This is a genomic window from Paracoccus sp. (in: a-proteobacteria) (genome assembly GCF_030604785.1).
Classification (GTDB): domain Bacteria; phylum Pseudomonadota; class Alphaproteobacteria; order Rhodobacterales; family Rhodobacteraceae; genus Paracoccus.
Window position 1 is genome coordinate 14,918 of record NZ_JAUVVF010000029.1, and the last position, 12,432, is coordinate 27,349.

Below are 12,432 nucleotides of genomic sequence, written 5' to 3' on the forward strand. Positions count from 1 at the left end.
CGAAATTCCATCTGAAAGGAGGCGCCGATGCGAACCGCCCTTGCCCTGTTGCTGATGGCCACGCCCGTGGCTGCACAAGCCCAATCCGAAAACCGCGTCCTGACCGTCTATGCCGAGGATTACATCGCCAGCGAATGGGGCCCCGGCCCCGCGATCAAATCCGGCTTCGAGGCCTTCTGCGATTGCGAACTGCGCTTTGTCACCGGCGACATCCTGCCGCGACTGCTGATGGAGGGCGCGGGAACCCAGGCCGATATCGTCTTCGGCCTGAACACCGACGTTCTGGCCCGCGCGCGCGCATCCGGCCTGTTCGCGCCGCATGGGCAGGACACGTCCGACATGTCGCTGCCGATCGAATGGGACGACCCGATCTTCCTGCCCTACAACTGGGGCGAGACGGCCTTTGTCTATGACGAGACGCGGCTGGAAAACCCGCCCGCCAGCTTTGCCGAACTGCTGGAGGCCGAGGATATCCGCATCGTCATCCAGGATCCGCGCAGCTCGATTTCCGGGCTGGCGCTGCTGTTCTGGGTCAAGCAGGTCTATGGCGACGAGGCGCCCGAGGCCTGGGCGCAGCTGGCGCCCAAGGTGTTGACCGTAACGCGCGGCTGGTCGGAAAGCTACGGCATGTTCACCAGCGGCGAGGCCGACATGGTGCTGTCCTACACGACCTCGCCCGCCTATCACATCGCGGCCGAGGATGACCTGACCAAGAAGGCCGCGATCTTTCCGGAAGGCCATTACTTCATGACCGAGGTCGCGGGCCAGCTGGCTGGCACCGACCAGCCGGAGCTGGCGCAGGCCTTCATGGACTGGATCATGACGCCCGAATTCCAGGCCGAGATCCCCTTGGCCAACTGGTCCCTGCCTGCCGCGCTGCCCCAAGATCAATGGCCCGAGGTCATGCGCGATCTGCCGCGCCCCGACGTGACGCTGTTCTATTCCGAGGACGAGGCCGAGGCGCTGCGCCAGCCCGCGCTGGACGAATGGCTGCGCGCCTTCAACTAGGCCATCTGGTCGCGGCGGCTCTGGCTGCCGCGATCCTCGGCACGCTGGCGGCGGTTGCATGGTTCGCGGGCGGGCTGGGGGCGCTCAGCGAATGGGATTGGCGCGCGGTGCGCTTCACGCTGTGGCAGGCGGCGCTGTCGGCCAGCCTGTCGGCGGCGCTGGCGATCCCGGTCGCCCGCGCGCTGGCGCGGCGACGCTTTCGCGGACGGGGGCTGCTGGTCACGCTGCTGGGCGCGCCCTTCATCCTGCCGGTCATCGTGGCGATCATGGGGCTGATCGCCGTCTTCGGCCGCAACGGCGTCGTGAACGAGGCGATGCGCGCGATGGGCCTGCCCGAGATCGGCATCTATGGCTGGCAGGGTGTCATCCTGGCGCATGTCTTCTTCAACCTGCCCTTGTCGGTGCGGCTGATCCTGCAGGGCTGGCAGGCGATCCCGGCGGAACGGTTCAGGCTGGCCGCCAGTCTGGATTTCGCGCCCCGCGACGTGGCGCGCCATCTGGAGCGCCCGATGCTGCGCGCGACCTTGCCGGGGGTCTGGCTTTCGGTGTTCCTGGTCTGCCTCACCTCGTTCACCGTCGCCCTTGCGCTTGGCGGAGGGCCGCGCGCCACCACGGTCGAGCTGGCGATCTATCAGGCCTTCCGCTTCGATTTCGACCTTGGCCGGGCGGCGACGCTTGGGCTGGTGCAGATCGCGCTCTGCGTGGCCGCCCTGCTGGCGGCGCGGGCCATCGCGCTGCCTGCGGGCTTTGGCGCGGGGATGGACAGCGCCATGCCGATCCCCGCGCCGCGCGGCTGGCCGCTGGTCGTGGACGCGCTTGTGATCACGTTTGCGGCGGGCTTCCTGCTCTGGCCGATGGTGTCCGTGATCACGACCGGCCTGCCGCGCATCCCGGCCTTGCCGCCCGAGGTCTGGGACGCGGCATGGCGGTCGGTCATCATGGCGGTCATCTCGGCGCTCTTGTCGGTCGGTGCCTGCCTTGCGCTGGCGCTGACCATCGCCCAAGGCCGCGCCCGGTGGGTCGAGGTGGCGGGGATGCTGCCGCTGATCGCCTCGCCCCTGGTGCTGGGGACGGGGCTGTTCATCCTGTTGCGCGGCGCGGTCAGTCCGCAGCAGATGGCGCTGCCCGTGACGGTGGCGGTGAATGCCGCGATGGCGCTGCCGTTCGGGCTGCGCGCGCTGATCCCGGCGGCGCAGGCGCTGCGGGCCGATTATGAGCGGCTGGCAATGTCGCTCGATCTGCGCGGATGGGCGCGGCTGCGCCACCTGACCCTGCCGCGCCTGCGCCGCCCGCTTGGCTTTGCGGCGGGGCTTGCGGCTGCCCTGTCGATGGGCGATCTGGGTGTGATCACATTGTTCGCCAGCGACCAGCCGACCCTGCCGCTGAAGCTTTACCAGCTGATGAACAGCTACCGGATGGCGGATGCGGCGGCGGCCTCGGTCCTGCTGATGGCGCTCAGTTTCGGGCTGTTCTGGCTGTTCGACAGAGGAGGCCGGCTTGAGCCTTGAATTCCGCGACATCCTGATCCGGCAGGGCGATTTCGCGCTGAGGGCCGACCTGACCGTCCCGCCGGGCCGCCATGCGGTGATCGGAGCCTCGGGGTCGGGGAAATCGACGCTCCTGTCGCTGATCGGCGGCTATCTGGCGCCCGAACGCGGCCAGGTCGTCTGGCAGGGGCGGGACATCACCGCGATGGCGCCGGGGAAAAGGCCCGTCTCGACCCTGTTCCAGAGCCACAACCTGTTTCCGCATCTCACTGTGGCGCAGAATGTGGGGATGGGGCTGCGCCCCGACCTGCGGCTGGACCGCGCGCAGAGCATGGCGGTCGAGGCGGTGCTGGACCGGGTCGGTCTGGCCGGAACCGGCGCAAGGCGGCCGGGCGATCTGTCGGGCGGTCAGCAAAGCCGCGTCGCGCTGGCCCGCGTCCTGCTGCGTGCGCGCCCGCTGCTGCTGCTGGACGAACCCTTCGCCGCGCTTGGCCCGGCGCTCAAGGCCGACATGCTGGCCCTGCTGGCCGAGGTGGCGGGCGATGCGACGGTGCTGATGGTCACGCATGACCCTGCCGATGCCCGCACCTTCGCACCCACGACCCTGCTGATCGAGGACGGCCTCGTCCATCCCCCGCGCCCGACCGGGCCGCTGCTGGACAACCCGCCGCCGGGCCTGCGCGCCTATCTGGGCTGACGCTTGCGGCCCGGACGCGCCGCCTTATGCTGGCCTCTGGCGCTGCCACCGGGCGGCGCTTGGCCGCATTGCATCGGACGCGGCGATGGCCGTCTTGGCAGGGGCTTGGCAGAGGGGCCGCAGAATGACCGACATCACCAGCCGCAAGTCGCAGCATATCCAGATCGTGGCCGAGGGCAGGGGCCTGCAACACAGCCGCGCCACAGGCTTTGACGCGGTGCATTTCCAGCATGACGCCCTGCCCGATCTGGATTTCGACGAGATCCGCACCGGGACGCGGCTGCTGGGCCGGACGCTTGGCGCGCCGCTGATGGTGTCGGCCATGACGGGCGGCCCGGTCGAGGCCGGCCGCATCAACGCCCATATCGCCGAGGGCTGCCAGCATCTGCGGATCGCGTTGTCGGTCGGCTCGCAGCGGATCGCGGTCGAGGATGGCGCGGCGGGCGGTCTGGGCCGCGACCTGCGCGACCGGGCGCCCGACATCCCGATCCTGGGCAATATCGGCGCCGTGCAGTTGAATTACGGCTTTGGCCCCGATCAGGCCCTGCGCGCGGTCGAGATGATCGGCGCCGACGCGCTGATCCTGCATCTGAACCCGCTGCAAGAGGCCATCCAGCCCGGCGGCGACCGCAATTTCGCGGGTCTTCTGCCCCGGGTCGAGGCCTTGGCCCGCGCGCTGCCCGTGCCGCTTGGCGTCAAGGAGGTCGGCGCGGGTCTTTCCGCCCCCGTCGCGCGGCGGCTGATCGAGGCGGGCGCCTCGATCATCGACGTGGCGGGGCTGGGCGGCACAAGCTGGGCGCGGGTCGAGGCCGAGCGCGGCCCCGATGCTCTGCGCCGCATCGCCGCGCCGTTCCACGATTGGGGCATTCCGACGGCGGATGCGCTGCGGCAGGTGGCGCCCGTGATGGCGCCGGGGGGCGTTCTGGTCGCCTCGGGCGGGGTGCGGCACGGGCTGGACGTGGCGCGCGCGATCCGTCTGGGCGCCGATCTGGCGGGGCAGGCAGCCCATGCCCTGGCCGCCGCCCGCACCAGCGCCGAGGCGTTGGTCGCTCATTTCGACGAGGTGATCGCCCAGTTGCGGATCGCCATGTTCTGCACCGGGTCGCGCGATCTGGCGGCGCTGCGCCATGCGACATTGCTGCGACAGGATGAATGCTGGCAAAGCCCGGGGCAGGGGTCTAGTGTTGGCGCGTAAGGCAGGACCGGACATATGACCACCGCTCATCCCACGCATCGCACCGACGCCCGCACCAGCCTGACGCTGGCCGCCATCGTGATCGCCGCATGGGCGGTGCTGCATGTGGCGGCGGTCTGGTATCTGGACGCGGTGGCCCAGCCGCTGCTGGCCATGGCGGCGCTGGCAGGGCTGACCTGGCTGTCGACCGGGCTGTTCATCATCGCCCATGACGCGATGCACGGGGTCGTGGCGCCGGGCCGCCCGCGCCTGAACGCGGCGATCGGGCAGCTTGTCCTGTGGCTGTTCGCGGGCTTTTCCTGGCGCAAGCTGATCGTCAAGCACATGGCCCATCACCGCCATGCCGGCACCGATGACGATCCCGATTTCGGCCATGGCGGTCCGGTCGGCTGGTATCTGAAATTCGTGCGCACCTATTTCGGCGCACGCGAGGCGCTGTTTCTGGGCGGTGCAACGATCCTCTATGCGGTGATCCTGGGCGACCGGTGGGCTTATGTCGCCTTCTGGTCGGTGCCGTCGATCCTGGCCTCGATGCAGCTGTTCTATTTCGGCACCTACCTGCCCCACATGCCGCGCGAGGCCGAGACCTTTCCCGACCGCCACCGCGCCCGGTCCTCGCGGATGAGCGATCCGATCTCGTTTCTCAGCTGCTTCCATTTCGGGGGCTACCACCACGAACACCATCTGTATCCGCATGTGCCGTGGTGGCGCCTGCCCCGGACCCGCAACGGGGGCGCGGAATGAGCTGGCTTGTCCCCCTGGCCATCGTTCTGGCCACGGTCGCCGTGATGGAGCTGGTCGCCTATTCGGTGCATCGCTGGATCATGCACGGCCCACTTGGCTGGGGCTGGCACAAGTCGCACCATGACGAGCATGGCGACCATCAGGGCGGGTTCGAGAAGAACGACCTCTACGGCCTGATCTTCGCCGCGATCGCGGCGGGTCTGTTCATGTTCTCTTCGGGCTGGCTGTGGTGGGTCGCGGTCGGCATGTCGGTCTACGGGGTGATCTATCTGCTGATGCATGACTGCCTTGTGCATCAGCGCTGGCCCTTCCGGGCAATCCCGCGCAGGGGCTATCTGCGCCGCGTCTATCAGGCGCACAAGATGCATCACGCGGTCGAGGGGCGCGACGGCTGCGTCAGCTTCGGCTTTGTCTATGCCCCGCCGCTGGACCGGCTGAAGGATCAGCTGCGCGCGGGCGGCGCGCTGAGGCGCGACGAGGACAAAGTCGCGGCGCGGGACCGCTGAGGGCATGGCCCGCATCGTCTTCTGCCTGCCCGCCATGCGCGGCCATCTGGGCGCCCATGGCCCGCTGGCCCGCGAATTGGCGCGGCGGGGCCATGATTGCGTGCTGCTGGGCAGCCGCAGGCTAGCGCCGCTGGCGCAGGGGCAGGGCCTGCCCGTCAGCGCGATGGAATGGGACGAGCCCGATCTGGGCGGGGCCGGGCTGGCGATGACGCTGTTGCGCACTGCGCATGCGACCCGCGGCGTGATCCGCCTGACACCGCCCGCCTTGAAGGCGCTGCGCCCCGATCTGGTCGTCGCCGATCAGGCCGAGCCGGGCTTTGCCCTGGCCGCCGAGGCGGCGCGTGCCCCCTGGGTCACGCTGGCGGCGGGTCTGCCGCTGGATGGCGACGCCGCGGTGCCGCCGCCCTTCCTGCCTTGGCCGCACGAGGACAGCGACAGCGCAAGGCGGCGCAATCAGGGCGGCTGGCGGGTCTCCGAGGCGCTGATGCTGCTGCAACGGCGCGCCCTTGCGTCGGGCTGCCGCCGTCACGGGCTGGCGCCGCGTCCGGGCACGGGAGGCTGGATCAGCGACCGGCTGGACCTGCGCCAGATCGTGCCCGCACTGGATTTCCCGCGCGACTGGCCCGCGCAATCGGTGGGGCTTGGTCCGCTGCGTGATCCGGAACCCGATGGCGACCTGCCGCGCGAATTGATGCGGCCTGACCGACCGCTGGTCTTTGCCTCGCTCGGGACGCTGTCAGGGCGCAGGCTGCGGATGCTGCACGCGATCTGCGCGGCAGCGGCCGATCTGCCGGTGACGCTGGTTCTGGCCCATGCCGGGATGCTGACCGAAGCCGAGGTGGCGGCCCTGCCCGGCCGCCCTCTGGCCCGCGCGCTGTGGCCGCAGCGGGCGGTGCTGGAGCGCGCCTCGGTCTGCGTCACGCATGGCGGGATGAACACCACGCTGGACAGCGTCGCGGCGGGCGTGCCCATGCTGGCCATGCCGCTGGCCTTTGAACAGCCCGGCATCGCCGCCCGGATCGAGGCACATGGCCTTGGCCTGCGCCTTGACGCGCGCGCCGCGCCGGGCGCGATCCGCGAGGCGCTGTCGCAATTGCTGGACGCGCCGCGCTGGCGCGACAGCCTGTCGCGCGCCCGGCAGGAACTGCGCGCGGCGGGCGGCGTTCGGCGCGGTGCCGACCTGATCGAGGGGGTGCTGGCCGGTGAACGCATCCACGAGGCTGCCGAATGAGGCCCGCGCATGAAGCATGACGTCATCCTTGCCGGGGCGGGCCTGGCATCCAGCCTCATCGCGCTGGCACTGCGCCGCGCGCGGCCCGACCTGTCGGTCGTGCTGCTGGACACGGCGCCCGGCCCCTCGGACGCGCATACCTGGTCATTCCACGACCCGGATATCCCGGCGCGCTGGCACAAGGCGCTGGCCCCGGCCAAGCGCGGCGACTGGCCCGATCAGGAGGTCCGCTTTCCTGCCCATGCGCGCCATCTGCGGGCGGGCTACAATTCCATCGACGGGGCAGGGCTGGCCCGGCTGGTGACGGAAGCGGGCGCCGAAATCATCCGGGACGCGACCGTCACCGATCTGGGCGCGGGTCATGCCCAGCTGCTGGACGGTCGCCGATTCGAGGCTCCCTGCATCATCGACGGCCGCGGCGCGCAGCCGGGCCCGCATCTGGTCACGGGCTACCAGAAATTCGTCGGAATCGAGATCGAATGCGATGCCCCCCATGGCGTGCAGCGACCGGTCATCATGGATGCCACTGTGCCGCAACGCGACGGCTACCGCTTCATCTACCTGCTGCCCTTCAGCCCGACCCGCATCCTGATCGAAGACACGCGCTACAGCGACGGCGCCCAGCTGCAGGATGCCCGGCTGGCCCACGCCTCGCATGATTACGCGGTCGCGCGCGGCTGGACGGGGCGAGAGGTGCGGCGCGAGCGCGGCATCCTGCCCATCGCCCTGGCCCATGACGCGGCGGGCTTCTGGCGCGAACGGGCCGAGGGGCCGGTTCCGGTCGGCCTGCGGGCCGGGTTCTTCCACCCGGTCACCGGCTATTCGCTGCCCGTCGCGGTCGAGGTCGCGGACGTGATCGCCGCCGTGCCGGAGCTGACGACCCCGGCCGTGCGCGGCGCCGTGCGCGATTTCGGGCTGGCCCGCGCGCATCAGGACCGGTTCCTGCGGCTGCTGAACCGGATGCTGTTCCGCGGCTGCCCCGGCCCGCAGCGCTACCGGCTGCTGCAGCGCTTCTACCGCCTGCCCGAGCCGCTGATCGAGCGGTTCTATGCAGGCCGCCTGACCTGGGCCGACAGGCTGCGGATCGTGACCGGCAAGCCGCCCATCCCGATCCGCCGCGCGCTGACATGCCTGCCCGAGAAACCCCTGCTGAAAGGTAACACATGACGAAAGCCATCGTGATCGGCGCGGGCTTCGGCGGCCTTGCGCTGGCGATCCGCCTGCAATCGGCGGGCATCGCCACGACGCTGGTCGAGGCCCGCGATAAGCCGGGCGGGCGGGCCTATGTCTGGAACGATCAGGGCCACATCTTCGATGCAGGCCCCACGGTGATCACCGATCCCGACGCGCTGAAAGAGCTATGGGCGCTCAGCGGTCAGGACATGGCGCGCGACGTGACGCTGGTGCCGGTCACGCCCTTCTACCGGCTGATCTGGCCGGGCGGAAAGGTCTTCGACTATGTCAACGAGGCCGACCAGCTGGAAGAACAGATCGCGCGCTTCAATCCCGACGATCTGGACGGCTATCGCCGCTTCCGCGCCTATTCCGAGGAGGTCTATCAGGAAGGCTATGTGAAGCTGGGCACCGTGCCCTTCCTGAAACTGGGCCAGATGCTGCGCGCCGCCCCGGCCCTGATGCGGCTCGAGGCCTATCGCTCGGTCCATTCCAAGGTCGCGACCTTCATCAAGGACCCCTATCTGCGGCAGGCCTTTTCCTATCACACGCTGCTGGTGGGCGGGAATCCGTTTGCCACCAGCTCCATATATGCGCTGATCCACGCGCTGGAACGGCGCGGCGGCGTCTGGTTCGCCAAGGGCGGCACCAACCGGCTGGTCGCGGGCATGGTCGCCCTGTTCGAGCGTCTGGGCGGGCAGGTCATGCTGAATGCCAGGGTCGCCCGGATCGAGACCGAGGGAAGCCGCGCCACCGGCGTCACGCTGGCCGATGGCCGGCGCCTGGATGCCGACATGGTCGCCAGCAACGGCGACGTGATGCACAATTACCGCGATCTTCTGGGCCATACCGAACGCGGGCAGGGACAGGCGCGGTCGCTGGACCGCAAGCGCTGGTCGATGTCGCTTTTCGTGCTGCATTTCGGCGTCAGCGAGTTGCCCAAGGGGCTGGCGCATCACACGATCCTCTTCGGGCCGCGCTACAAGGAGTTGGTGAACGAGATCTTCAAGGGCCCGAAACTGGCCGATGATTTCTCGCTCTATCTGCATTCGCCATCGGTCACGGACCCGGACATGGCGCCGCCGGGCATGTCCACGCATTACGTCCTGGCCCCGGTGCCGCATCTGGGCCGGGCCGAGATCGACTGGGCCAAGGAAGGCCCGGCCTATGCCGACCGCATCCTGGCCAGCCTGGAGGAACGGCTGATCCCGAACCTGCGCGCGCGGCTGACCACCACCCGCATCTTCACCCCCGCTGATTTCCGGACCGAGCTTTCGGCCCATCACGGCAGCGCCTTCTCGGTCGAGCCGATCCTGACGCAATCGGCATGGTTCCGGCCGCATAACCGCGACAAGGTGATCCGCAACTTCTATCTGGTGGGCGCGGGCACGCATCCGGGTGCGGGGATTCCGGGCGTCGTCGGCAGCGCCAAGGCCACCGCGCAGGTGATGCTGGAGGACGCGATGCCGGGCGCGGGTGCCGCATGAACCAGACCGTCGCGGCCAGCCAGCAGGCCATTGCACAAGGCTCGCAAAGCTTCGCGGCAGCCGCGCGGCTGATGCCTGCGGGCATCCGCGACGATACGGTGATGCTGTATGCGTGGTGCCGCTATGCCGATGACGTGATCGACGGGCAGGAGATGGGCAGCCGCCCCGAACTGGCAGACGATCCCGAGGCACGGCTGGAGGCCCTGCGCAACGACACGCTGGCGGCGCTGCATGACGACCGGCCCATGTCCGCTCCCTTCGAGGCGCTGCGCGCCGTCGCCCGCCGCCACGATTTCCCCGATGCCTGGCCGCTGGACCTGATCCAGGGCTTCGCGATGGATGTCGAGGCGCGGCAATACCGCACGCTGGCCGATACGCTGGACTATTCCTACCACGTCGCGGGGGTGGTCGGCGTGATGATGGCGCGGGTCATGGGCGTGCGCGATCAGGCCGTTCTGGACCGGGCCTGCGATTTGGGTCTGGCCTTTCAGCTGACGAACATCGCGCGCGACGTGATGGACGATGCCCGGATCGGGCGCGTCTACCTGCCCGCCGACTGGCTGGACGAGGCGGGCGCCCGGATCGAGGGCGAGATCCCGTCCGAGATGCTCTATGCCGTCATCCTGCGTCTGCTGGATGCGGCGGAACCCTATTACGCATCGGCGATGGCAGGTCTGCCTGCCCTGTCGCCGCGCTGCGCCTGGTCCATCGCCTCGGCCGCGCGGATCTACCGCGCGATCGGCACGCGCATCCGGCAGGGCGGCCCGCAGGCCTATCGCGCGCGCATCCGCACCTCGGGGGCGGCCAAGGCGGGGCTGGCCTTGCGCGGTGGCTGGGATGTCGCCCGGTCGCGCCTGCCCGGCACGCCTGCGGGCCGCGACGGGCTGTGGACGAGGACCCACGGGCGCGACTAGGCGCCCGTCTCAGGCCGGGCGCTTCAGCCGGTGGGGCAGGACGCGGGCCAGCAAGTCCTGGATTTCCGGATGATGGATGCGGCGCCCGCGCAGCATCCGGTCCAGTTCGGCCCGCCGCGCCTCGTATCCGCGCGACACGTCCTGAAGGTTGGCGACCGCCAGCACGCCGCGCGCGGGTCCGTCCTCGCGCCGGTCGCGGCCGGTATCCTTGCCCGTCGAGGCGCTGTCGCCCAGAAGATCCAGCAGATCGTCATAGGACTGGAACACGCGGCCCAGCTGGCGGCCGAAGGCGATCATCGCCTCCAGCTCGTCCTGCTCGATCCCCTTCAGCGCGGCCAGCATTTCGAGGCCTGCAATGAACAGCACCCCGGTCTTGAGATCCTGTTCGCGCTGCACGCCGTCGGGCGTCTTTTCCGCGCTGAGGTCCAGATCCTGCCCGGCGCAGAGCCCAAGCGGGCCAAGCGCATGGGCCAGGATCGCGACCAGCCGCGCCTGAACGGCGGGATCGGCGCCGCGCGCGCCGGCAAGGACGCGCATCGCCTCGGTGATCAGCGCGATCCCGGCCAGCACGGCGCGGCTTTCGCCATGCGCGACATGGGTGGCGGGCTTGCCCCGTCTGAGGCTGGCATCGTCCATGCAGGGCAGGTCGTCGAAGACCAGCGAGGCCGAATGGACGATTTCCAGCGCCGCCGCCGCATCGACGCTGGCATCGCAGGCCCCGCCCGCAGCCTCGGCCGCCATCAGCAGCAGAACGCCGCGAAAGCGCTTGCCCGACGACAGCGCCGCATCCTCCATCGCGCGGCCAAGCGCGGGCGAGGCCGTGCCGAAACCGGCAGCGATCTCGGCCAGCCGCCCGTCCAGACGCGAACGAAGCAGGTCGGATAGGGTATCGGTCATTGCCAGCCTCGCTTGCCCTTGGTCAGGCCGGTCGCGCGACCGGGGGAAACCATGCCCTGAGATGATATGCGCATTTTTCCCGTGTCATGTCGTTCCACGTCCGCATACACGAACGATCTGACACTTATGTTGCGGGCTGCTGGCGCGGCTGTCCATGGCTATTCTTCGCCGGCCGGTCCCGTCAGCGCCCTGCCGGGCGGCCAGGGGCGGCAGAAAGGGGGGCGCGGATTGCCGCACCCCCCGGTTGATCGCGGCTGTCAGATCACATCGCAGGCATGATCGTCAGATCGCGGATCGGGGCTTCGGCGCCCTCGATCGCGCCTGCCTCGGTCGCGGCGCCGGTCTCCAGATCGACGGTGTAGAGCGTGTTGTTCGTCACCAGCCAGGCGGTGTTCTCCATCGCCTCGGTCGTCTGGATGTCGAAGGCCATCACCTCGCCCGGAGCTTCGATGCCAAGCGCGCCGATCGTGGCAAGGATGCCGTCATTGGGCGAGGTCTGCTGCAGCAGCGCGCCCAGACCCGCATCCAGATCGAACATCGCCGTCGAGTCGGGCGTGCCGAAGCTGTTGGTATAGGCGGCGGCCACGACCTGCGCGGTCTCGGTCTCGTTCGCGTCGCCGGATTCGAAGACAAGCTCGCCATCCACGGTGACTTCGCCGGTATCGACGTTCACGCGGTGGTTGGTGGTGCCGGTCATCAGCCGCAGCCGGTCGGCGGCCGGGTTGAAATCCACCACGACCTGAACGTCGGTCTCGGGCAGGGGCGTGTCCATCGTGGACAGGTCGCTGACCGCGCCGCTGGCCGGGTCGATGGTGACGATGCGGTTGTCGTCGGTCACGCCCACCAGCGTCTGGTCGGCCGGACGCAGGTCGATCCCGTGCAGTCGGTTGACGCCCTCGACCTCGACCATGCCGGTCACTTGCAGGGTCGAGGTGTCGAACATGACCAGCGTGCGGTCGCCGGCAAGGCCCACGGCCGGGGCGGCAGCGGCGGCCGACAGCGACAGGGCCAGGGCGGTGGTCGAACAGGCAGCAATGCGGAACATCATGATTTCCTCTCGTTTCTGATCGCGACAGGCGGCGCGGTTCGCCGT

12 protein-coding genes are annotated in these 12,432 nt (G+C 69.6%); 10 read left to right on the plus strand and 2 right to left on the minus strand.

All coding sequences use genetic code 11. The features are described 5' to 3' along the window. Window positions 1-27: 27 nt before the first annotated feature. From QAR72_RS10560 to QAR72_RS10605, 10 genes are all read left to right on the plus strand, one after another. Window positions 28-1,008: a thiamine ABC transporter substrate-binding protein gene (locus QAR72_RS10560; RefSeq protein ID WP_442953571.1), complete on the plus strand. Its 981-nt coding sequence runs from the start codon at window positions 28-30 to the stop codon at window positions 1,006-1,008. Further along, window positions 987-2,516: an ABC transporter permease subunit gene (locus tag QAR72_RS10565; protein ID WP_304617338.1), complete on the plus strand. Its 1,530-nt coding sequence runs from the start codon at window positions 987-989 to the stop codon at window positions 2,514-2,516. Before QAR72_RS10560 ends, QAR72_RS10565 begins: the two co-directional genes overlap by 22 nt. Further along, window positions 2,506-3,192 (plus strand): thiamine ABC transporter ATP-binding protein, encoded by a 687-nt coding sequence (locus tag QAR72_RS10570; RefSeq protein WP_304617339.1) that lies wholly within the window; start codon window positions 2,506-2,508, stop codon window positions 3,190-3,192. Before QAR72_RS10565 ends, QAR72_RS10570 begins: the two co-directional genes overlap by 11 nt. Window positions 3,193-3,316: 124 nt before the next feature. Next, window positions 3,317-4,387 carry a type 2 isopentenyl-diphosphate Delta-isomerase gene (gene fni / locus QAR72_RS10575; protein ID WP_304617340.1) on the plus strand — a complete coding sequence of 357 codons (1,071 nt, stop codon included), beginning with the start codon at window positions 3,317-3,319 and terminating at the stop codon, window positions 4,385-4,387. Window positions 4,388-4,402: 15 nt separating this feature from the next. Continuing rightward, window positions 4,403-5,131, plus strand: a complete 729-nt coding sequence (locus QAR72_RS10580) for a fatty acid desaturase (RefSeq protein ID WP_304617341.1) — start codon at window positions 4,403-4,405, stop codon at window positions 5,129-5,131. Next, window positions 5,128-5,637 carry a sterol desaturase family protein gene (locus QAR72_RS10585; RefSeq protein WP_304617342.1) on the plus strand — a complete coding sequence of 170 codons (510 nt, stop codon included), beginning with the start codon at window positions 5,128-5,130 and terminating at the stop codon, window positions 5,635-5,637. Before QAR72_RS10580 ends, QAR72_RS10585 begins: the two co-directional genes overlap by 4 nt. A 4-nt stretch (window positions 5,638-5,641) precedes the next feature. After that, the gene (locus tag QAR72_RS10590) at window positions 5,642-6,868 is read left to right on the plus strand and encodes a glycosyltransferase (RefSeq protein WP_304617343.1); all 1,227 of its coding nucleotides are present in this window, start codon (window positions 5,642-5,644) and stop codon (window positions 6,866-6,868) included. 9 nt (window positions 6,869-6,877) lie between these two features. Beyond that, window positions 6,878-8,035, plus strand: a complete 1,158-nt coding sequence (gene crtY / locus QAR72_RS10595; RefSeq protein ID WP_304617344.1) for a lycopene beta-cyclase CrtY — start codon at window positions 6,878-6,880, stop codon at window positions 8,033-8,035. Continuing rightward, window positions 8,032-9,528, plus strand: a complete 1,497-nt coding sequence (locus QAR72_RS10600; RefSeq protein WP_304617345.1) for a phytoene desaturase — start codon at window positions 8,032-8,034, stop codon at window positions 9,526-9,528. The genes crtY and QAR72_RS10600 overlap by 4 nt, the downstream gene beginning before the upstream one ends. Then, a complete protein-coding gene (locus QAR72_RS10605; protein WP_304617346.1) occupies window positions 9,525-10,442 on the plus strand; it encodes a phytoene/squalene synthase family protein in 918 nt (305 codons plus the stop codon). The genes QAR72_RS10600 and QAR72_RS10605 overlap by 4 nt, the downstream gene beginning before the upstream one ends. Before the next feature lie 9 nt (window positions 10,443-10,451). Here QAR72_RS10605 and QAR72_RS10610 read toward each other — a convergent pair whose 3' ends face one another. Together QAR72_RS10610 and QAR72_RS10615 are read right to left on the minus strand one after the other, a co-directional pair. Then, the gene (locus QAR72_RS10610; protein ID WP_304617347.1) at window positions 10,452-11,339 is read right to left on the minus strand and encodes a polyprenyl synthetase family protein; all 888 of its coding nucleotides are present in this window, start codon (window positions 11,337-11,339) and stop codon (window positions 10,452-10,454) included. 262 nt (window positions 11,340-11,601) lie between these two features. Next, entirely contained in the window at window positions 11,602-12,384 is a 783-nt protein-coding gene (locus tag QAR72_RS10615) for a DUF4394 domain-containing protein (RefSeq protein ID WP_304617348.1), read from the minus strand. Window positions 12,385-12,432 lie beyond the last annotated feature (48 nt).

Bases quoted from the DNA above. Each gene is read 5' to 3' on its own strand.
- QAR72_RS10560 (WP_442953571.1), top strand. From the start codon at position 28: ATGCGAACCGCCCTTGCCCTGTTGCTGATGGCCACGCCCGTGGCTGCA.
- QAR72_RS10565 (WP_304617338.1), top strand. From the start codon at position 987: ATGGCTGCGCGCCTTCAACTAGGCCATCTGGTCGCGGCGGCTCTGGCT.
- fni (WP_304617340.1), top strand. From the start codon at position 3,317: ATGACCGACATCACCAGCCGCAAGTCGCAGCATATCCAGATCGTGGCC.
- QAR72_RS10580 (WP_304617341.1), top strand. From the start codon at position 4,403: ATGACCACCGCTCATCCCACGCATCGCACCGACGCCCGCACCAGCCTG.
- QAR72_RS10585 (WP_304617342.1), top strand. From the start codon at position 5,128: ATGAGCTGGCTTGTCCCCCTGGCCATCGTTCTGGCCACGGTCGCCGTG.
- QAR72_RS10590 (WP_304617343.1), top strand. From the start codon at position 5,642: ATGGCCCGCATCGTCTTCTGCCTGCCCGCCATGCGCGGCCATCTGGGC.
- crtY (WP_304617344.1), top strand. From the start codon at position 6,878: ATGAAGCATGACGTCATCCTTGCCGGGGCGGGCCTGGCATCCAGCCTC.
- QAR72_RS10600 (WP_304617345.1), top strand. From the start codon at position 8,032: ATGACGAAAGCCATCGTGATCGGCGCGGGCTTCGGCGGCCTTGCGCTG.
- QAR72_RS10605 (WP_304617346.1), top strand. From the start codon at position 9,525: ATGAACCAGACCGTCGCGGCCAGCCAGCAGGCCATTGCACAAGGCTCG.
- QAR72_RS10610 (WP_304617347.1), bottom strand. From the start codon at position 11,339: ATGACCGATACCCTATCCGACCTGCTTCGTTCGCGTCTGGACGGGCGG.
- QAR72_RS10615 (WP_304617348.1), bottom strand. From the start codon at position 12,384: ATGTTCCGCATTGCTGCCTGTTCGACCACCGCCCTGGCCCTGTCGCTG.